The sequence below is a fragment of the Sphingobium abikonense NBRC 16140 genome (assembly GCF_001598335.1).
GTDB lineage: Bacteria > Pseudomonadota > Alphaproteobacteria > Sphingomonadales > Sphingomonadaceae > Sphingobium > Sphingobium abikonense.
The window spans coordinates 1-20,167 of record NZ_BCYT01000003.1 but is presented as its reverse complement, the minus strand read 5'-3'; the positions used below and the strand labels follow the sequence as shown (position 1 = coordinate 20,167).

The 20,167-nt window shown below is 63.0% G+C and carries 21 protein-coding genes; 20 read left to right on the top strand and 1 reads right to left on the bottom strand.

What is annotated here, in order from left to right; genetic code table 11:
* The first annotated feature begins 1 nt into the window (after position 1).
* The 4 genes from SAB01S_RS03905 to SAB01S_RS03890 are packed head-to-tail and all read left to right on the top strand — an operon-like array spanning position 2 to position 7,188.
* Positions 2-1,036 carry a gp53-like domain-containing protein gene (locus SAB01S_RS03905; RefSeq protein ID WP_062731839.1) on the top strand — a complete coding sequence of 345 codons (1,035 nt, stop codon included), beginning with the start codon at positions 2-4 and terminating at the stop codon, positions 1,034-1,036.
* Between the two features lie 3 nt (positions 1,037-1,039).
* Positions 1,040-1,477: a hypothetical protein gene (locus tag SAB01S_RS03900; protein WP_062731838.1), complete on the top strand. Its 438-nt coding sequence runs from the start codon at positions 1,040-1,042 to the stop codon at positions 1,475-1,477.
* 2 nt (positions 1,478-1,479) lie between these two features.
* Complete coding sequence (locus tag SAB01S_RS03895) at positions 1,480-6,354, top strand: hypothetical protein (protein ID WP_062731837.1); 4,875 nt, start codon at positions 1,480-1,482, stop codon at positions 6,352-6,354.
* Positions 6,355-6,357: 3 nt separating this feature from the next.
* Positions 6,358-7,188, top strand: a complete 831-nt coding sequence (locus SAB01S_RS03890; RefSeq protein ID WP_062731836.1) for a hypothetical protein — start codon at positions 6,358-6,360, stop codon at positions 7,186-7,188.
* A gap of 54 nt (positions 7,189-7,242) precedes the next feature.
* On the opposite strand, the gene SAB01S_RS03885 is transcribed toward SAB01S_RS03890, so the two are convergent.
* Positions 7,243-7,473, bottom strand: coding sequence for a hypothetical protein (locus SAB01S_RS03885; protein ID WP_062731835.1), 231 nt, complete (start codon positions 7,471-7,473; stop codon positions 7,243-7,245).
* A gap of 220 nt (positions 7,474-7,693) precedes the next feature.
* Here SAB01S_RS03885 and SAB01S_RS03875 point away from each other — a divergent pair, with 220 nt between their 5' ends.
* The 16 genes from SAB01S_RS03875 to SAB01S_RS03805 all read left to right on the top strand — a co-directional run bounded on the left by SAB01S_RS03875 (position 7,694) and on the right by SAB01S_RS03805 (position 19,875).
* Entirely contained in the window at positions 7,694-8,056 is a 363-nt protein-coding gene (locus SAB01S_RS03875; RefSeq protein WP_062731833.1) for a hypothetical protein, read from the top strand.
* Positions 8,053-8,775 (top strand): hypothetical protein, encoded by a 723-nt coding sequence (locus SAB01S_RS03870; protein WP_062731831.1) that lies wholly within the window; start codon positions 8,053-8,055, stop codon positions 8,773-8,775. The genes SAB01S_RS03875 and SAB01S_RS03870 overlap by 4 nt, the downstream gene beginning before the upstream one ends.
* Positions 8,763-9,077, top strand: a complete 315-nt coding sequence (locus tag SAB01S_RS03865) for a hypothetical protein (protein ID WP_157078270.1) — start codon at positions 8,763-8,765, stop codon at positions 9,075-9,077. Before SAB01S_RS03870 ends, SAB01S_RS03865 begins: the two co-directional genes overlap by 13 nt.
* Positions 9,078-9,195: 118 nt before the next feature.
* Positions 9,196-9,777, top strand: a complete 582-nt coding sequence (locus SAB01S_RS03860; protein ID WP_245646405.1) for a phage baseplate assembly protein V — start codon at positions 9,196-9,198, stop codon at positions 9,775-9,777.
* Positions 9,778-9,828: 51 nt separating this feature from the next.
* The gene (locus SAB01S_RS03855; protein WP_062731828.1) at positions 9,829-10,176 is read left to right on the top strand and encodes a thermonuclease family protein; all 348 of its coding nucleotides are present in this window, start codon (positions 9,829-9,831) and stop codon (positions 10,174-10,176) included.
* A gap of 71 nt (positions 10,177-10,247) precedes the next feature.
* A complete protein-coding gene (locus SAB01S_RS03850) occupies positions 10,248-10,610 on the top strand; it encodes a GPW/gp25 family protein (RefSeq protein ID WP_062731827.1) in 363 nt (120 codons plus the stop codon).
* Positions 10,611-10,620: 10 nt separating this feature from the next.
* Positions 10,621-11,775, top strand: a complete 1,155-nt coding sequence (locus tag SAB01S_RS03845) for a phage tail sheath subtilisin-like domain-containing protein (RefSeq protein ID WP_062731826.1) — start codon at positions 10,621-10,623, stop codon at positions 11,773-11,775.
* Between the two features lie 23 nt (positions 11,776-11,798).
* On the top strand, positions 11,799-12,308 hold the full coding sequence (locus tag SAB01S_RS03840; RefSeq protein WP_062731825.1) for a phage major tail tube protein: 510 nt from the start codon (positions 11,799-11,801) through the stop codon (positions 12,306-12,308).
* Between the two features lie 121 nt (positions 12,309-12,429).
* Positions 12,430-12,789, top strand: coding sequence for a phage tail assembly protein (locus SAB01S_RS03835; protein WP_062731824.1), 360 nt, complete (start codon positions 12,430-12,432; stop codon positions 12,787-12,789).
* The gene (locus tag SAB01S_RS18020) at positions 12,789-12,926 is read left to right on the top strand and encodes a GpE family phage tail protein (protein ID WP_083951139.1); all 138 of its coding nucleotides are present in this window, start codon (positions 12,789-12,791) and stop codon (positions 12,924-12,926) included. The genes SAB01S_RS03835 and SAB01S_RS18020 overlap by 1 nt, the downstream gene beginning before the upstream one ends.
* Positions 12,923-15,088, top strand: coding sequence for a phage tail tape measure protein (locus tag SAB01S_RS03830; protein WP_062731823.1), 2,166 nt, complete (start codon positions 12,923-12,925; stop codon positions 15,086-15,088). The genes SAB01S_RS18020 and SAB01S_RS03830 overlap by 4 nt, the downstream gene beginning before the upstream one ends.
* Positions 15,088-15,495, top strand: a complete 408-nt coding sequence (locus SAB01S_RS03825) for a phage tail protein (protein WP_083951135.1) — start codon at positions 15,088-15,090, stop codon at positions 15,493-15,495. The genes SAB01S_RS03830 and SAB01S_RS03825 overlap by 1 nt, the downstream gene beginning before the upstream one ends.
* Positions 15,492-16,484: a contractile injection system protein, VgrG/Pvc8 family gene (locus SAB01S_RS03820; protein ID WP_062731819.1), complete on the top strand. Its 993-nt coding sequence runs from the start codon at positions 15,492-15,494 to the stop codon at positions 16,482-16,484. The genes SAB01S_RS03825 and SAB01S_RS03820 overlap by 4 nt, the downstream gene beginning before the upstream one ends.
* A 112-nt stretch (positions 16,485-16,596) precedes the next feature.
* On the top strand, positions 16,597-17,004 hold the full coding sequence (locus tag SAB01S_RS18375) for a hypothetical protein (protein WP_157078269.1): 408 nt from the start codon (positions 16,597-16,599) through the stop codon (positions 17,002-17,004).
* 252 nt (positions 17,005-17,256) lie between these two features.
* Positions 17,257-17,874: a response regulator transcription factor gene (locus SAB01S_RS18015; protein ID WP_169802544.1), complete on the top strand. Its 618-nt coding sequence runs from the start codon at positions 17,257-17,259 to the stop codon at positions 17,872-17,874.
* A gap of 99 nt (positions 17,875-17,973) precedes the next feature.
* Positions 17,974-19,875: a hybrid sensor histidine kinase/response regulator gene (locus SAB01S_RS03805; RefSeq protein ID WP_245646404.1), complete on the top strand. Its 1,902-nt coding sequence runs from the start codon at positions 17,974-17,976 to the stop codon at positions 19,873-19,875.
* Positions 19,876-20,167 lie beyond the last annotated feature (292 nt).

Here is a 20,167-nt window from a genome sequence, read left to right as displayed (position 1 = left end):
CATGGACCCCATCCTGTTCATGATCACCGCCGCTGGCCTTGATGCGCTGGTCGACGCCCAGGGCGGCGGCACCGATCCCATTCAGATCGCGGAAGTAGGTCTCACCGCCAACGCCTTCACCATGGCGCCGACCATCACGGCCCTGCCTGGCGAGATCAAGCGGCTCGATACCGTGTCGGGCGCAGTCGTCAGCGAAACCGTCATCCACATGACGGCGCAGGACGTCAGCACCGACATCTACGAGCTGCGCGGCCTTGGTCTCTATCTGGCCGATGGCACGCTGTTCGCGGTCTACAGCCAGGCAACGCCCCTTTTTCGCAAGGTGTCGATCGCCTTCTTCCTGCTGGCGCTGGACATCGCTTTTTCCAACGGCGTCGCCGGCGACATCGTCTTTGGCGACAACACATTCCTGATGCCCCCGGCGACCGAAACGGTGAAGGGCGTCGCGGAAATCGCGACCGCCGCCGAAGCCGCCGCCGGCACCGATGACGAACGGATCATCACGCCCGCCAAATTGCGCCAGGTGCTCGATGCGCTGGGCGAACTGATCGCGCCGGACAGCGATAATTTCGCCGACGCCTTCGCCGCCCTGATCGCCCGCACCATCACCGGGGCGGGCCTGGTGTCGGGTGGCGGCGACCTGAGCGCAAGCCGCGAACTGACCGTCACGGCCGCCAGCGCGGCCGACGTCGCCGCAGGCATCGAAACGGATAAGGCCATCACGCCGGCGGCCCTATCCGGCCTGGCGCGCAGCCTGGCCCAGAATGGCTATGCCTATCTGCCCGGCACCGGCGGCTTGTTGCTGCAATGGGGGCGCTTCAGCGCGCCGCCCAACACCACAACCAACACGCTCTTCCCAATCGCCTTCCCGTCCGCCTGTTTCGCCGTGACGCCCTGTGGCGGCGTCGCGGGCGGTGCGGACAGCCAGGACAATCCGCCGGTGCTGATCACGTCCGGCATCACGTCCAGCGGCTTCGCGGTCTTTTCGGCCGACGACAACACGTCGGGCATGGCCTACCTCGCGATCGGGATCTGACACATGGCGATCTTCTACTCCGCCGCCACCCCCGGCTTTTTCGACGACACGATACATGCCGACTTGCCAGCAGACGCGGTGGCGATCACGGCTGCGCGTCATCGCGAATTGCTTGCCGCCCAGGGCGAAGGCGCTTCCATCGTCGCCGATGACCGGGGCAAGCCGCGCGCCGACCGCCCGACCGTCACCATCGCCACCCGTCGCGCCGCGCTCATTCGCGCCGTCAAGCGCCAGGCCGCGCGCCGCATCGACGCCATCGCCCCGATCTGGCGCCAGCTGAACGACCAGCGCGCCCCGTCGCGGGAAGGCGAAGCCCGTTTCGCCGCGATCGACGCGATCCGCGCCGCCTCCAACGCGATCGAGGCGGAAATCACCGCCGCCGCCGGCGACGCGCTCGCCGCCATCGATCCCGCTGCCCATCCCCTCTGGCCCCAGGACTGACCATGCCCAAAATTGCCGATCTGCCGCCGTTCGAGGGCGATCTCACCGGGTCCGAACTGCTGATCATCGAGGATGGCGAAGGCACCAAGCGCGTGCCTTCCTCCACCGTCAGCGGTTCCTATGTGCCGCGCCTCATCACCACGTCGGGCAACCTGCTGAATGTCGCGCGCGTGCTTTATGGCGAACCGGCGGATGACGGCACCGCTTACATCATTCGCGGCGGCCGTCGCGTCGGGTGGACCATACCCGCCGGCGCGATGGGCAGCGCCACCTATGTCGTTCTGCTGCTGCCCTTCGACCATGGCCTTGCCGCTGCATTGAAGGACGGTCGCATCGGCCTGCGCACCCGCGCCAAGGTGACGCCGGGATACAAGGATGCCGTCAGCTGGGGCGGGAACTACGTTCGCGTCGAGCGCAAGGATGGCGCGATCGACGATAATGAGGGGGAAACGCTTGGTCCGGTGCTGGAACAGGATGGCATCCTGACGCGCGACTTCTCCTATGTGGTGGCGGGCGACGAACGCTGGATCGGCGCGACCATGCAGGTCGGGTCCACGCATGCGCCCGTGGCGCAGGATATGTCGTTCGAGATCGTATCGGCCGCTTGGGAAGTCATCGACGTGCCCGATGCAGATGGCGCGACAACATCGGCCGACGCGGTGTTGCGCGCGCGCCTGGCGCAGATGGCCCCCGCCGTTGACATCATGCATGCCCTCAAGCCCGTCCAGGGTCCAAACTACCTTAAGAATGGCGCGGGCTATGTGCTGGACGCCGCCGGCAAGATTGTGGGCGTGGAAATGCCCGCCGGGGCCAGCGGCGAAGGCAGCGTCCTCCAATGGGCCTTGCCGCTGGACGGCCGCCTGCGCGCCATGATGCAGGGCAACCAGCAGCGGATATCGCTCGGCTTCGACGTGCCCGAAAACTGGGCGCGCAGCCATGTGCTCAATATGCAGGTTGGCAGGCTCGACCTGACGACGCTCGACATCAACCGGTTCGATTTCGTCGATGACCAGGGCAGCGTCGGCCGCCTGGAAATCTCCTTCAGCTTCATCTGTCCCGATGATTTCGTCGTCGCCGAACTGCGCCCCTATCTGGTCTTCGACGATCCAGCCATCGCGGACCAGGCCGAACGCTTCGTCCTGACGGACGCCACCATGGCGATCTACCGCAACGCGTCGGACATCACTCAGGAAGCCGCCGCCACTGACATGCTGGGCGCGGAGCTTGCGCGATCGTCGGCCGTGGCGCAGGCGGCGGCCGTCCTGTCGGGCACCGGCAGGCGCGTGGGCGCGCTACTGCGCGCCGCCAGCCTGGGCACCCTTGCCCTGGCGCTGCAGGCGGCGACCGCGCTTGCCAGCCCTGGCGCTATGGCGGCGGTGACGGTGCCCGCCGGTATTTTCGCCGAACATTCGCTCGGCCTCATCGGCAGCGGCACCGATGGCGATCACGTCATCCTGCAGGGTGCCGGCATTGACCGCACGATCATCGACGGTCGACAGGGACCCGACACGCACCCCACGCTCATTCGCGCGCGCAGCCCGCTTGATTTCAATGCGTCGCAACAGGTCGGCGACCTAAGCATATGGGCGGCAAACTGCCGCTATGGCTGGCATATCGATCCGGTCAATTTCAAGCCGAACAGCCGGCTGGAAGCGACCAATGTCAGCGTCACCCATTTCGGCAATGACGCGGCCAACGCCTATTGGGGCTCCACCACCTGGGGATCGCCGCACGGCATCGCGCTCGGCACCTGCTCGGGCTCCCATTATCTGTTCACCAATGTGCGGGCGGTGGGGCCGCGCGCCGGGTTCAGCGCGCACAACCAGGTCAACTTTGACCATCCCTCCATCATCACCGCCCGCAATTGCGACTTCGCCGCGACATGGGAAGGCTATTGGGCGCTGCGCCTGGAAAGCGTCGGGTCACGGCTGATGGACCGCTATGTGCTCGAAGGCTCTAGCCTGTCGGGCGAAATCAGCATGACGGTTTCGCCCTGGTATCCGACCGCAATCGAGGATCAGCCCGCCGATCGGCGCGAATGGGATCTCCGCGGCAGCGGCAATACGCCGGCGGCTTTCCGCTCTGACAGCTGGTCGCGCGCGCTTCGCATCGTTTCCAGCACCATGGCGGTGGGCTCGCGGGTGGAAGTCAGCGGCACGGCCGCCGACGCGATTTCGACGCGCCCCTTTATCGAGACCGCCGGCGACGTCGGCTTGTCCGGCTCCGCGCGTAGCTGGGGCTGCGTGCAGGAAACGATCGGTGTCGGCCCCAACCGCAACATCCTCATCACCGCGCTGGGCAAGCGCCTGGGCGATTGCACGGCCACGCCCAAGCAAATGACCGTCACGCTCGATCGCGGTCTGGCCAGCGAGACGACGATCGTCATCACCTTCGATCAGGACTATCGCGGATGGACCAACTGGCAGGTGCTGCAGGTCATCAATGCGGCGCTGGATGGCCATGCCGTGGCGGCGGAATATGACGTTGAAGGCCGCTATCGCCCCTTCTTTGCCGACGAAGAACAGCAGCTGCAAAACCGGTCCGGCTCCACCATACTCATGGGCATGGCGCTGGCGCATGACACGCGCGGCGCGCTGTCCGTGCGGCCGATGACCGCCGCCGATCAGCCCAGCGCCTTTGCGGGCATTGCCTGGGAGGACATCCGCCCCAATGCCTATGGCCGCGTCAAGACAGCCGGCTGGTTGCCGACGACAGACCTGTTGCGCAGCGACGGCGCAAGCCCGGAGCTCAACACCACCTTCACCATCGATCCCGAACGGCCAGGCTATGTCCGGTCGAACGCAGGGGCGGGCGTCGGCATCCTGCGCGTCGTGCGCCCTTCGCTGGGCAACGGGCTCTGGACGGTTGCGGTCGATACCGCCGCCAACCAGGCGCGCGCCGCGCTTGAAACAGAAAATATCGATCGCCGCCGGGTCGCCGCACGTGATTATGCCACGCCGCGCGTCACGCCGGCGCACATGATGGATGGCAAGCTGATCCTGGCCGAAGATGCCAATGGCGCGTTCTTCTATCTCGACCCCGTCACCGGCAAGGTCAGCCTGCACAATCTGCAGCTGGACGGTGGCGCCGGCCTGGTCGCCAACGGTCGCATTCCACTCATGCGTGCGCAGGGCGGGCAACCGATGCTGTCCTTCGATCTGTTCGATCGCCGGATCGTCGCGGACTATGGCGAAATGCTGGGCGCACCACCGACCAGCGACTTCGACTTCCTGCGCGTCACCGAATGGGACGAAGCGGGCCAACCGCTCGCCGGCTATGAGCCGGGGCAGCGCATCCGCCTGCATCCCCAGGTGCTGGACGGCCTGTCGATCCAGGGCGACCATAACAAGGTGCCTCAGCTGTGGGCGCTGGTCGACAGTCCCAAGGGGCCGACCCGGATGAAGCGCCAGCTGACCTTCAGCCAATATGGCGTGACGGGCTTTCAGGTCATCCAACGGCCAGATGGCACCAAGCCCGGCTTCGTGCGCATCAGCTGCAACGATACCGACCCGATCCGCGACCGGCACAAGGTGCGCCATGCGCATTGGCATGTCAGCGAGCCGGCGACGGCCGCGCCACAGAAGATCGTCTACATCGTCGTCATCGGCCAGTCCAACAGCGTCGCAGCCGGTTCCTATGGCTACAATCCGACCGGCATCACCGGGCCGCAGACGATCCGCACCGCCATGCCCATCCGCAAGGCCGCGTTCGCCTCGCGCCTGCTCACATGGAATGGGGGCACCATCCCGCACCAGGGCATTCTGGACGGCGACGCGATCGTCGGCGGGGTGGAAGCGAGCACCATCCCGATCGACGCGGCGCGCATCGCCTCCTTTGTCCCCATGCGCGAAGGTCTGGGTCAGGACGGGGCCGATGTGAAGGGCGGATGGACGCGCGAAAGCTTCGTCACCGCGCTCGCCACCCATTTGAACGGCCCCAACGGCTATGACGGGTCGGTCTATCTGGCGGCCGCCAGCTTCGGTTTCGGATCGCGCTCCTTCGCGCAGCTGATCCATGACGGCACCAACCGGATGCAACCCTGGCACAATGCGCTCGCCTCGATCGACACCGCCAAGGCGATCGCCAACGCCAAGGGCGTGGCGCTTGAAGTGCATTTGCTGATCGACCAGGGCGAGGCCGACTGGAGCAACGCCAATTATCGCGCCCAGGTCGAGGCCGCATGGGCGATCATGAAGGGCGACATCACGTCGCGCACGGCCCAGGCCGCCGCGCCGCAGCTTTTCTATCATCAGACGATCCAGGCGCGTGGCCCCTATGCCGAACCTGCCTATTCCGGCCTGGCGCAGGTCGAGCTGGCGCGGAACAATGCGGACATCCATATCCTGCCGCCGCATTATTTCACCGATTTCGACGGCGACACCATCCACTACAAGGCGCCCGAAGAAACATGGCGCGGGGCGCTGTCGGGTGAAGCGATGGCGGACTGGCTGATCCGCGGCGAAACCGCCGCGCTGATGATGCAGTCGGCGACATGGGGCGGGTCGAAGATGACCGTCACCATGAATCATCCCGTCACGCGCGACGCGGAAACGATCAGCCTGACCAGCGGCAATGGCGGCCTGTCGCACAGCAACAGCGCTGGCACCACCGTCACCCTGTCCACCGCGCTGATCGACGAAACCAACCCGACCCGGATCGTCGGCAGCATGTCGGCCGCGATCCCCGCCGGCGCGGTCGAAACCGCGCGCATGGGTTATGGCAACCAGGCCATGGCGTCGGCGCTGACCCAGGGCTTCGATGGCGGGCAGCGCACCGTCTTCAAGCGCGCCGACTGGCGACGCTACAGCCTGATCGACGGCCGACCGCTCGACATCTTCGCCACCATCCAGACCCTTGCCGCAACACAGGAGGCATAAATCATGGCCGTATCCGCCATCACCCGCGTTCCCTTCGCCATGCCGAACATGCCGGCGCGGCCGACCTACAGCCTGACCGACCGCGATCGTCGGCTGCTGTCCTATGATGCGCTCAAGGTCTGGCTGAAGCCGGCGGACGGCAATGTCCGCCGATCAGGCAAGGCGCTGCGCATCGCGGGCCGCAAGGGCCATATGGGCTTTGCCAGCGACGATGCGATCATCGTCGGCAACGGCATGACCGGCGACGCCAAGCCGGTCATCAAATTCCCTGGTGGCACGACGACAGCGCCCGAACTGCCGCTGCATGTCCAGGGCTTCGAACTGGACATCACCAAGGGCTATTTCTTTGCGGCCGTCATCAAATGGGGGGCAGGCGTGGCGCTGGCCGGCACGCCCTACACCTTCTTCGCGAGCGGCGTCGACACCAGCGATATCGACGTGCAGTTCTTCATGCTCAACAATGCGCTCTGCCTGACCCATGGCAATGTCGCCGCGCAGCAAACCAGTGGCGGCACGTTCGAAGCCGGCAAATGCTACCTCGTCTGGGCCAGCTATGATCCGGCGACGAAGACGCCCATGGTAGGATGTAATTCAGTCCTGCCGCGCGCCTGGGCCACGAACAACATATTGGAACCCGCCGGCCCGGGCCGGCAGGTGGCGATCGGCGGCAAGTTCAATATTGCGGGCGTCGCCGGCACGCAAATGTTCCTGGGCGACATGGCCGAAATCTTCATCTGTGACGAACAGTTGGTGAGCGCTGACAAGGATATGCTCCGCGCCGATCTGCTGGCCGACATCGCCAGCGATTATGGGGCAGACTTCGGTTTGGCATAATAAACATGCGGGAGGGTGGTCTCTAGTTTTGTGGACCACCCTGTTCCTTTCACTTTAATCACCGGAGCAAATCAGCATGATCCGTAGGGCTGGCTTGAAAGGCGATTCCGATGATTGCCGCCGCCCTTCGATTATCACCTTTCTTACTGACCATTCCCGAAGGTTCGCGTTGCGATCGATTACTCGAACAATTGTCCCTACCGCAGGCATGACTGGGAAATCGACGATGCCATCAAACCAGTCGGTGTCGTCATCCTCCAGCCTCAGGTAAGCGCTAAAGCTCATCTCAAGTCTCCTGATCGCCAGATCTCATTTGTTGCATGTTGCGGTCGTTTAAGTCGGCTTGGCCCAACAAGCTAGTGGGACGGGGTAGCAGTGGCTTCTACCCCGTCGCGCCCTTCGCGCGCGCGCGCCAGCTTGTCATGCCCGTCCAAACACTTGGCCGCAGCCCGGAGGGACGCATGCATATCGCCACCGGCTCTCATGCCGCCGGAATCACCTGATCATGTCGGACGAACCCTCCACGGCCCAATGGCTGCTGGGCGGCGGCGGGCTGTTCGGCCTGGGGGCGGGCGCGCGCTGGTTCATCGAATGGTGGGGCAAGCGAGATGAACGACGGCTGGAACGTGAAGCAAAATTGCAGGGGGAAGAATCAGCCAAGGTGCAAGCGCTTAACCTTCGCGTCGATCAGCTCGAGGAAAAGATCACGCGCCTGACCGTGGCGGTGAACATCCTGGTCGCCAAGGAATACCGCTCCGACCCCCACAGCCCCGAGCTGCTGCAGGTGCGCGGAATCCTGGGCGATGCCTTCCCGCTCCACCTGCACGTCCCCCACGACATGGAAGCAAAATTGGGAGAAATTGGATGAGCACCATCTCCGACAACGCATTTGTCATCCTGTTTCAATCGCGTTTTGGCCTGAAACAGGACGGCGTCGCTGGTCCGATCACCATCGCGAAAGCGAAGGAAAATGCGCCGGGCACTGCCAAGGTCCATGCGTTCCCGCTGGATGATGACGCCTTCGTCCGCTTCTTCCAAGCGCTTCACGGTCTTGCGATCGATGGCTGGGCTGGCCGCGACACGTTGGCCAAGCTGGACCGTATCGCCCCGGCCCAGACCGTCCCGGCGATCGGCATTCCTGACGCCTACTGGCCAATGCTCGCGAAAATTGAAAGCACCAACCGCCCCTATATCAAGGCAACCACCTCCAGCGCGTCAGGGCTCTACCAGTTCATTCGCTCGACTTGGCTTGCCGAAGGAGGGAAATGGGGCGGCGATATGACGCAAGCATTCGGCGGGCTCAAACCCTCAATCGACGAACAGACCGAACGGGCAAAGTCGTTCACCCGCAAAAACGCGGCCTATCTCCAAAAGCGCGGTATCCCGATCAACAAGGCCTCGCTATATGCCGCCCACTTCTTCGGCCCCTTGACCGCCGCCGCCGTCATTGGCGCCGATCTGGATGCGCGCGCCGACCTGATCGCCGGATCCTCCGCCACGCGCGCGAACCCTTCCATTCTCAAGGACAAGACCGTCGCGCAGTTTCTGTTGTGGCTGAAGGGCAGGACGGGCGAGTGGGCACGATGAACATTTGGCAGTTTCTTGATCGCCAGATCGACAAGCTGCCGGGCTGGCCCAGCGGTCGCGGTCTGGTCGGTGCCTCCATGGTCCTTCTGTCAGTCATGATCCTTTGGATGATCAAGGAATATCCCGACCTTCGTCGCGACGATTTCTTTAAGACGATCGCCAGCGGCATCATCATCACCGGCCTGCTCAACTCGGTGGTGGGCTTCTTCTTCATGCAAAATCACGCGGCGGAGCGCATCGCAACGCAGCAGGCCAGCGGGCGGCCAAACGACCCGGTGAACATGCGAGAGATCGGCCGATGATCCGCCTGTTGCCGCTTCTTCTACTCGCGGGATGCAAATCCATGCCGGCCATATCCTGTGAGAACGCCCAAGCCGTCCGCAGCGCGGCGCAATTGACCATCCGCACCATCGACCGTGTGTGCCCGATCCGGTGAAGCAACAGGAAGACATCCCCGCCGACCTGTCGGAGCTTATTCGCCTGGGCACTGTCGCGACTGTCGATCTGGCGGCGGCAACCTGCACGGTCCGCTATGGCGACCCGGACGACGATGCCGAAGCCGAAACCCCGCCGATCCGCTGGCTGGCCCCGCGCGCTGGAAGGACGCGCATCTGGTCGCCTCCGACGATCGGCGAACAGGCGATCATTCTCGCGCCCGATGGCCAGCTGGCCGGTGCCGTCGCCCTGGTCGGGATATGGCAGGATGCATTCCCGCCCCCCGGATCCACCCTGGCCGAACTGATCGAATATGCCGATGGCGCGAAGGTTGGATATGATCCCGAAAGCCATAGCCTTACCGCCATCCTCCCCGACGGCGCGACGGCGCTGGTCGAGGCCCCCGGCGGCCTGACGATCAGGGCGGACGTGCGAATTGAGGGGGATGTGACGCTCGCCGGTCGCATGGATGCAAGCGAAGACGTGACGGCCGATGGTATCAGCCTGAAATCGCATAAGCACGGCAATGTGCAGGCGGGCGGTGCCCAGACCGGCGAGCCTCTTTGATCATCCCCCGCCCCTTTGCCATCGACCGAAAACACCGCTAGGCGGCTATTCATGCCCATCCTCGCCATCCTTGCCGCAGCTAGCTTGTGCGTCGGCCCCGTCCATGACGGCGATACCATCCGGACATGCGGGGGCGAGCGGATCCGTATCGCCAATATCGACGCGCCGGAAATGCGGAACAGCCCGAAGTGCCGCGACCGTCGGCGCAACGGATGGTGCGACTATGATCTGGCCATCCGCAGCCGCGATGCGCTTGCCGCGTTCCTCGCCGGCGGGAAGGCGAAGATCCATCGGTCGGGCAAGGATCGTTACGGCCGCACCATTGCAACGATCAGCGTGCGCGGCCGCGACGCTGGCGAATATCTGATCGCCCAGGGATTGGCCCGACCTTGGCGCTAGGTCGGTAGCACCGCCCGCTACCAGCGCACCCACTGGCTAACAGGGCGCCGAAGGCGCCATCGATCCCCGTCATGAACGGGATGCACGTCACAACCGGCAAGGCGAACGCGGACACGGATCATCTGGTCCAGTCGATCGCTGACATTCTCGGCACCCCCTTGGGAAGCCGGCTGATGCTGCGCGACTATGGCTCGCTCATCTTCGACCTGATCGATCAGCCCATCAATGCCGCCACCACCATGTTGCTGCGCGCCGCGACCGCCGTCGCCTTGCGCCGTTGGGAACCGCGCATCCGTATCGAGCGCGTGTCCCTGACCGGCGCGGTCGCGCTGGGCTCGCTCACCATCAACATCATCGGCACCCGCACTGATCAGCACGCCACCGGCACCCGCACCACCCTTTCGATCCCGCTTCCCGCCACCATCGCCAGCTGAAGGAACCGCCATGCACGGCATTACCATCACCGAAACCACTACCGGCGCCCGCGCAATCCGCCAGTCCAGCCTGGCCGTCATCGGCCTGATCGCAACGGCGACAGCAGCCGTCGGCGAACCTGCCGCAGCCTTGAACGCTGCTTTCCCGCTCAACACGCCCGTCCTGGTGACGGACGCCGATGTCGCGGCCGGCAATGCGGGCACGGGCGGCACGCTCAAGGCCGCGCTTGAGGCCATCGGCGACCAGGGAAGCCCCATCATCGTCGTGGTGCGTGTCGAGGAAGGGGCCGACCAGGCCGCGACCGACGCCAATGTCATTGGTGCGACCGACGGCAACAGCTATACGGGAATTCAGGCGCTGCTGGCGTCGCAGGGAACCTTGGGCGTGCGTCCGCGCATCCTTGGCGCTCCCGGCCTCGATAGCCAGGAAGTGACGGCCGAACTGATCGTCGCGGCGAAGAAGCTGCGCGCCATGGTCTATGCCGCCGCGATCGGCGACGACGTTGCGGAGGCAATCACCTACCGGGAAAACTTCGGGGACCGCGAACTGATGCTGATCTGGCCCGATAGCTCGCCTGTCTTCGCTGGCGACGCGATCGCCCGCGCCCTTGGCCTGCGCGCCATGATCGATGAACAGCAGGGCTGGCACAAGACGATCAGCAACGTGACGATCGGCGGCATCACCAAGCTCACCAAGGACGTCCATTTCGACCTGCAGGATGCATCGACCCCCGCCGGCCTGCTCAACGATGCCCAGATCACGACGCTCATTCGCAACGAAGGCTTCCGTTTCTGGGGCAATCGCACCTGCGCCGGCGATGATCACCCCGAGTTCAGCTTCGAAAGCGCCGTGCGGACCAGCCATGCCCTGCAGGACATGATCGTCACCGCGCTCGGCCCGTTCATGGATCAGCCTATGACGGTCGGCCTCATCAAGGACGTGCTCGAAACCATCAACGCCCAGCTGCGCCAGCTGGTGGTGGAAGGGCGCATCATCGGCGCGCTCGCCTATTATGACCCGGCAAAGAACGGTTCGGTCCAGCTGGCCGCCGGTCGGCCGACGATCAGCATCAAATACACCCCGGCCTCGCCGCTGGAAAACCCGATCATCGAGCTCATCAACACCGCCGAATATTACGAAGGCTTCGCGGACCAGCTCGCCTGACCTCCCCCTGAAAGGATAGCGCCATGGGCCTCCCTCGCACCCTTGTTAACATCAATGCCTATGCCGATGGCGTCAGCTATCTCGGCATTGTCTCCGAATTCGAACAGCCCAAGCTCGCCATCTCCACGGAGGAATGGCGCGGCGGCGGCATGGTCGGCGCGGTCAAGCTCGACAAGGGCGTCGAGCCGATGGAAGCGACCGTCACCTTCGGCGGCCATGAAAAGGCGCTCATTCGCAAATTCGGCACGACCAGCGTGGAAGGCGTCCGCCTGCGCCTGGTCGGCGCCTATCGCGCGGACGATGGCACCCCGGCCCACGCGGTCGAAATCTATGTCGGCGGCCGCTTTTCCGAAATCGACATGGGCAAGGACAAGCCCGGCGACGCGACCGAACACAAATATACCGCCTCGCTGTCCTACTATCGCCGCGTCGTCGATGGTCGCACGGAAATTGAGATCGACATGGTTCAGGGCGTCTTCGTCGTCGATGGCGTCGATCGTTATGCGGAAATCATGGCGATCCTTGTCGGCTGACATTCCTGCAAACCGCCGGGCGGCCCAATGCGGGGCTGCCGTCCGGTGGCGGGCCGGTGGGGGCGATTCCTCTCCATAAACCCCATCGGCCCACAAGCCCCGCTCTTCAGAGGATCCCCGCATGACGAACCCGCCCGATCTCCCGACCGGCAATGCCGAACGCACCAACCGCTTTGTCACCGTCACCCTGGCCGAACCCATCCGCCGGGGCGAAGCGACCATCGAACAGCTGACTTTGCGCAAACCGAAAAGCGGCGAGCTGCGCGGCCTGTCCCTGCGCGATATTCTTAGCAGCGACATCACCGCCACCATGGAGATCATTCCCCGTATCTCCGATCCGATCCTGATCAGGGATGAAGTCGAGAACCTGGACGCGGAAGACCTGGCCGAAATTGGCGGTGTCATCCGGGGTTTTTTTATGACGGCGGCCGAGAAGAAGGCGATCGAGCTCTACATCGCGGATCATCAGCCGATGACCTGATGGCCAATATCGCGGCCGTCTTTCACTGGCCCCTGTCCGAATTGCGCGACCTGGCGCTGGATGAACTGATCGAATGGAGCGCGCGGGCGACCGAGCGCTGGAACGCCATGTGGGGCGGGAAGGAAGGGAGCCGGTGAACAACAAGCTATCGTTGCTGGTGAACTTCATCGGCGTCGACCGTATGTCCGGCGCGCTCAAGAACATCGTCGGCCTGGGCAACCGGGGCTCGCGCTCACTCCGTTCGCTCGCCGGTGACTCGCGCAGGCTGTCGCGCGACCTGCGTTCGGTCCAGCGGGAAATCGCGCGCGGTGCCGGCAACGTCACCGACCTCATCAACCGGGAGCGCGAGCTCGAGCGTCAACTTGCGCAGACCAATACCCAGCTGCAGCGCCAGCAACGCCTGACGGCGATCGATGCCGATCGCGCCGCCATGCAGCGCCGTGGCGAAGATCTGAAAAATCGGGGCCGCGACAATGTCATCGGCGGGGCCGCCCTGGCCGCTCCCATCATTCTCGCAATGAAGTCCGCCGCTGAATTTTCGAGCGGCATGGTCGATATTCAGCAAAAAGCGGAACTGACCAACGCGGCGACCGACGCCATGGCTTCCAACATCACGCGCGCTGCAAAGGCCGCGCGCCAGATGCCTGAAGACATGCGCGCGGGCGTTGACGTGCTGTCGGGCTTTGGCCTCGATCCACGCAAGGCGGTGCAGATGATTGCGCCGATCGGCCGCTTGGGCAGCGCCTTCAAGGTCGAACTCGCGGACGGTGCCGCCGCCGCCTACGCCAACCTCAACAATCTTAAGGTGCCGATCGACCAGACCGCCAAGGCGCTCGACGTCATGGCCGCCGCCGGCAATGCCGGTGCCTTTGAAGTCAAGGACATGGCGCGCTGGTTCCCCGGCCTGACCGCGCAGATGCAGGCGCTTGGGCAGAAGGGGGTGCCCGCCGTCGCGGATCTGTCCGCTGCCTTGCAGATCGCGCGCCGGGGCGCTGGCGATGCCGACGCCGCCGCTAACAATGTCCAGAATCTGCTGAGCAAGATCAACGCGCCCGCGACGGTCAAGGCGTTCGAAAAGAACTTCGGTATCGACCTGCCTGCCGCCCTGAAAAAGGCCTATGCCCAGGGCAAGACGCCGCTCGAAGCCATCGCCGAATTGTCGAGCCGCGCCACCGGCGGCGATCTGGGCAAGCTGGGCTATGTGTTTGAGGATATGCAGGCACAATCTGCCCTGCGCTCCATGATCCAGAACATGGATGATTTCCGGTCGATGCGCGCCCAGATCGCGGCCGCGTCGGGCACCACCGATCGCGCCTTCGACCAGCGGGTTGCGCGCGATGCCACCGTGCAATGGCGTGCCTTCCTCGGCACCGCCTCCAGTGTCGCGATCGTGCTGGGCACCACGCTCTTGCCTGTCGGCACCGAAGTGCTCGGCATGCTCGGCAACGCTGCCAGCTATGTCGGCGATTGGGCGCAGGCAAACCCCGTGTTGGCCGCCAGCATCATGAAAGGCGCGGCGGCCCTCATATCGCTCAAGATCGGGCTGGGCGTGGCGCAATTCGCGCTGGGCACGATCCTTGGTCCCATTGGCAGCGTCATCGCCATCGCGCGCAAGGCCGGGCCGGTGCTGGGCGCTTTGCGCATGGCCGCGCTATTCCTTGGCCAGGGCTTCCTGCGCGCGGGCGCCATGATGCTCGCCAACCCGATCGTGCTGGTCATCACCGCCGTCGTGGTCGCGATCGGCGCGGCCGCCTATCTCATCTATACCCATTGGGACAGCATCAAGGCGGCGTTCGGTGCCGGCGTCGCCTGGGTGAAACAGTCGCTCGGCGCTCTGCCCGCCTGGATGCGCAACATCGGCTCCATGATGATGCAGGGGCTTCTGATGGCCATAAACCCTGCCGCCCTGGCGCAGAAGCTGATCGGCATGGCCAAATATGGCGTTCAACAGTTCAAGGCCTATCTCGGCATCAAATCCCCGTCGCGCCTGTTCATGGCGCTCGGCGGCCATGTCGCGGGCGGTCTGGAGCGGGGTATCGACGGCAACCGACGCGGCCCTGCCAATGCTGCCCGAAGGCTGGCGGTCGGGGTCGCCGCCGCCGGGTCGCTGGCGCTGTCACCCGCGACCGCCTCAGCGCGTGGCGGCGCAGGTGGCCCGCCGCCCCCTTCGGGCGATACCTATCATTTCCACATTAAGCAGCTGCCCGGCGAAGATGCCGAAGCGCTCGCCGAACGGGTCATGGAAGCGATCCGCAAGGCCAAAGAGCGCGAGCGCCGCCGAGGCTATGAGGACGACTAATGGCATCCCTTCCCCTGTTAAGCCCGGCCCACCTGATGACGCTCGGCCTCTTCATCTTCGGCATGGATACGATTCCCTATCAGGATCTGCAGCGCCGCATGTCCTGGCGGCACGAGGAAAGCGACCGATTTGGCCTTCGTCCCGCCGCCCAATTCGCCGGCCCAGGCGAAGACATCGTCACGATCGGCGCGTTGATCGTCCCCGAAGTCGCCGGTGACTATGGCGCGATCAGGCGCCTGATCGAAATGGCCGACACCGGCGACAATTGGCCCCTGATGGACGGGCTTGGTCGCGTCCTTGGCCATTACCGGATCGAGGCGATCGACACCGGCCATGTCGGGATCATGGCCGGTGGCCTCCCGCGCGGGCAGAATTTTACCATGGACTTGCGACGGGTCGACGGATGACCGCGAACAAGGCGCAGGCGCGCATCACCCTCGACGGCGTCGACCTAATGGACAAGGTCAACCCGCGCTTGGTCGAACTCACCCTCACGGAAAAGACCGGCGGCGAAGCCGACGAACTGAGCCTCACCCTGCAAAATGCCGATGGCCGTCTGGCCATGCCCGATCCCGGCAAGGTCATCGCGCTGGCGCTGGGCTGGGAACAGGGCGACGACGTCAGTATCGGCCTGGTCGACAAGGGCCGCTATACGGTTGACGAAGTCGAGGCATCCGGCCCACCCGATCAGATCACGATCCGGGCCCGTTCGGCCGACCTGTCGGGCGATTATCGCAAGCGCCGCACCCGCACTTGGCGCGACAAGACGCTGGGCGCCATCCTGACCGACATTGCGGGCCGCCACGGGATCACCGCCCAAGTTCACCCCGATCTCGCTGGCAAGATCATCGCCACGCTCGACCAGCACGGCAAAAGCGACATGGCGCTGGTCAAGGATCTCGGCAGTCGCTTTGATGCCGTCGCGACCTGGAAGGATCGTCGCCTGATCTTCATGCCAGTGGGAAGCGCCACCACCGCCAGGGGGACCGCGATCCCGGCCATGACCCTGACGCGCCAGGATGGCTGGCGCTGGAGCTTCACCCACGCCCAGCGGGACGAAAATGACGGTGTGGAGGCCCAATGGCACGACCAGGCCGCTGGCCGACGCCGCAAGCACTCGACCGGCGGCGATAACCCAAAGCGCCTCAAGCGCGTCTACACCAGCGAAGCCGAGGCCAGACAGGCCGCCGAAGCGGAAAGGAAGAAGCGCGCGCGCGGCGGCTATCGCTTCGAATATGACCTGGCGCTGGCCGACTGCCGCATAACGTCAGGCCGTAAGCTCACCTTGTCGGGCTGGAACAGCCGGATCGACGCCGTCGCCTGGTTGATCGATACCGTCGAAACGACATTTGGTGCCGGTGGGATCAGACAGAGAATCACGATGGAAAGTGCTTAGGCTGTTCGGCCAGATTTCACGCTTTGGGAGGGGCTGTTATGGGTGGATTGCGGAACGACTGCTGCCGAGGCAGATAAGCTGTTTAACCGCCATCCACCAAACGAGGCCTAATGTGAATAATCAGCCGAACTGGCATTGGGCGATTTCAAATTTGGGCCCGGATGGACTGTTTCTTTGGCTTGAGCCATGGGCGGACGAAATAGAAGTCCCAAGCAAATCCACAGCAACGTTCCGAATTGTAAACGCTCAATCTCCACGCGATAAATTGGATGTCGAAGATACTGGTGATCAGATTATAATCTGGGCCAGCGGTGGCGACTGCATTGAGGTTGATGTAGATGGAATCCGCCAAGTCACCGGATCGGCAACAATTCCAGTGCCGGAGGAGATGGGCATTTCAACCAAAGAACTCTTAGGAGTGCTATTCAGCAACCAGCCAACCGCTCGCCTCGCTGGCCAAAGTCTGCCGGTTCAAACGCCATCCATTTGGCAGAGAATTAGACGCTATCTCAGCTTTTGAGAGTGACCGCTTTTAGACGAAGGCCCCATTCTGCTGAATGGCCACAAATGGTCGTTTTGGTCCGGCAGCCCATTGAACGCAGCCAATGGCTCTGCAGCGCGCACTGTGGTAGGGATGCCGCCGAAAGCGATGCCCGACCATCAAGGACCTACATAGATCGGAATGTTCTTGCGCCTCCAGACACTCAACGGATGTCGCGTCTCTCATCTGGCGTTTTCGTGAACGTACAGGATGCCAACGCTCCCTGATCACATGGCCGACGCTGCGCAGCCCGCTTTGCATGGGCAAAGGCTGCGAGACGAATTGATACGGTCCAGCCGCTACTCGCCCCTCGCTACTATCGTAACGGATGCGAGAACCGACAATGCTATCATTGCTGCCAATGATGCCTTTGAACGGCTGAGCGGCTATGCCGAGTCCGATATAATCGACCGAAACTGTCGTTTGCTCTCAGGACCTGCCACCTGTCCAACATCTCGGGCGCTGTTGCGACAGGCTATTGAAGCGGGCCGACCGGCATTTGTCACTCTGGTCAACTATCGTAAAGATGGTCAAGCATTCCACAATGCCGTGATGATTGCGCCCGTTTATGACGAAGGCGGTGTTCTTTCCTTTTTCATCGGGACCCAATTGAAGGTAGATGGCGAAGCCCAAGATGTCGGAACCGCAAAGGCAAAGTTAGCCGACTTAACGCCTCAGCAGTTGAAGGTCCTCGAGCAAATGGCACGCGGCATGCGGCACGCCGATATCGCAAAAAGCCTCGGCCTTTCCATCAAGACCATCAAGATGCATCGTGGCGCGTTGGTGCATCGCCTCGGTGTTCAGACTTCGACCGAGGCCATCAGGATCGCCATAGAGGCGGGCCTTTAACGTAAAGCAAGGCCGCTCTGAAGAGCCTTGCCAACCTCCTATGATTCGATATGGACTTAAGTCCGGGGTGCAAGCCGGGGGGCTTGTTGAGGATGTCGCGTGACGAATTCTGATATGCCCGGCGAAGCCGAAGCAAAATTCAAGCTGCTCGTCGACGCGGTTATGGACTATGCGCTTTACATGCTGGATCCGGAAGGCCGGATCACGACATGGAATAGCGGCGCTCAGAGAGCCAAGGGCTATACCGCTGACGAAATCGTAGGGCGGCACTTTTCGTGCTTCTTTACCCAAGAGGATCGCGATACCGGTCTACCGGAACGTGCCTTGCGGGTCGCAGCGCAAGAGGGGCGCTTCGAAGCCGAGGGCTGGCGAATCAGGAAAGACGGCAGCCGGTTTTTTGCCAATTCTGTTATCGATCCTATCAGGAACGATGCCGGAGAATTGATCGGCTTTGCAAAAATAAGCCGCGACATCACCGAACGCCGTGAGAGAGAACTCGCTCTCTTTCAGGCAGAACAGCGCTTTCGGCTCCTCGTCCAGGGGGTCAAGGATTGCGCAATCTACATGCTGGATACCGACGGTGTCATCACCAATTGGAACACCGGCGCCGCAGCGATCAAGGGTTACGGTTCCGACGAAGTGATCGGCAAACATTTTTCCATTTTCTACACCAGCGATGACCGGGACGCGGGCGCACCCGAACGGGCGTTGGCGACCGCCCTCGTGTCCGGGAAGTATGAGACGGAGGCTTGGCGCGTTCGCAAGGACGGCACCCTATTTTGGGCCAATGTGTTGATCGATCCGATTTATGATGAAGAGGGAAAGCATGTCGGTTTCGCCAAGATCACCCGTGACGCGACTGACAAACGCAAGGCACAGGAGGAGTTGGAAGACACCCGCAGCGCGCTGCTTCAGGCACAGAAGCTGCAGGCGGTTGGCGAACTGACCGGCGGGGTCGCTCATGATTTCAATAATCTTTTGACAGTCATCGGCGGGGCGGCCGAGATGCTCCGAAAAGTCGATCTGCCAGAAGAAAAGCGCGCTCGCTATATCGACAACATAGCAGCAACCGTTGAGCGGGCCTCTACCCTTACAGGTCACCTTCTTGCTTTCAGCCGGCGCCGAGCCATCCGTCCCGAAGTTATCGATCTCAATATCCATCTCGATGCTTGGGCTGAAATTCTATCCCGGTCCCTCGGGAACGGCATCGCTCTGTCGGTGAAGCCATCGGCGAAGAACGCCCGCGTGGAAGTAGATCCCACTGAACTGGAAACAGCCGTCCTGAACGCTGCGGTAAATGCTCGCGACGCGATGCCCGGAGGTGGGGAGCTCCTCATAGAGACACGGGACGCCGTCCATGAGGGCCATGGAGCGGTAGCCATCGACATAACAGATACAGGGATCGGTATGTCGGAGGATACGCTCGCCCGCGTTTTCGAACCTTTCTTCACAACCAAACCTATTGGCGAGGGAACAGGACTGGGATTGTCCCAGATCCATGGCTTCGCGGCCCAGGCCAGCGGCATCGCCAAGATAAGTTCCCGCGTAGGGTTGGGCACCACCCTTACGATCATCCTTCCCAAAGTCGACAAAACGCCAGCGGCGATCCAACAGAAAGGCAGACTGGCTTCCATACCTCCCGGAATCAGAGTTCTACTGGTCGAAGATAATATCCAGGTTCTCCACTTTGCCGAGCAACTGTTGGATGATCTGGGTTGTCGGACGGTGTGCGCGAGTAACGCGAGTGAAGCGCTTGCGCTGCTCCAGGAGCAGGCGTTTGATCTCGTATTCACGGACATTGTTATGCCAGGCATGAGCGGTATTGATCTAGCGCGACAATTGCACATTCGGGCCCCCAAGCTACCAGTCCTCCTTGCAACTGGACATAGTGACCAGCTTGTCGGGGAAGGAAGAGGGCACCTGCGCGTTCTATCAAAGCCTTACGGAGCCGAAACACTGAGCGCAGCGATAGGTGAACTTATGACTGCAACCGCACCGTAATCGAAATAGAATGGCGGAATGAAGACTTTGAAAGTGATATCTTGTCGTTTGCCCGGATACGGACCGTAAAGCGATCCGCCCTAGCCGTCTATGTCGAGAGTGCGATATCGGCCACGCCTGTGCTGTCTCTTGCAATCGAATGCCCCTGTCTCTCTTTTCCGACCATGGCGTACGCCAGGCGCTTCTCAGATCGCCATCCGCCGCGTTGCGCCGTCTTATGGAGGAAACGCAGAAACCGGACCGTCCGCATCTGAGGATCGGAAATCGATGGCTGAGCGTCCGCCATTGGTCG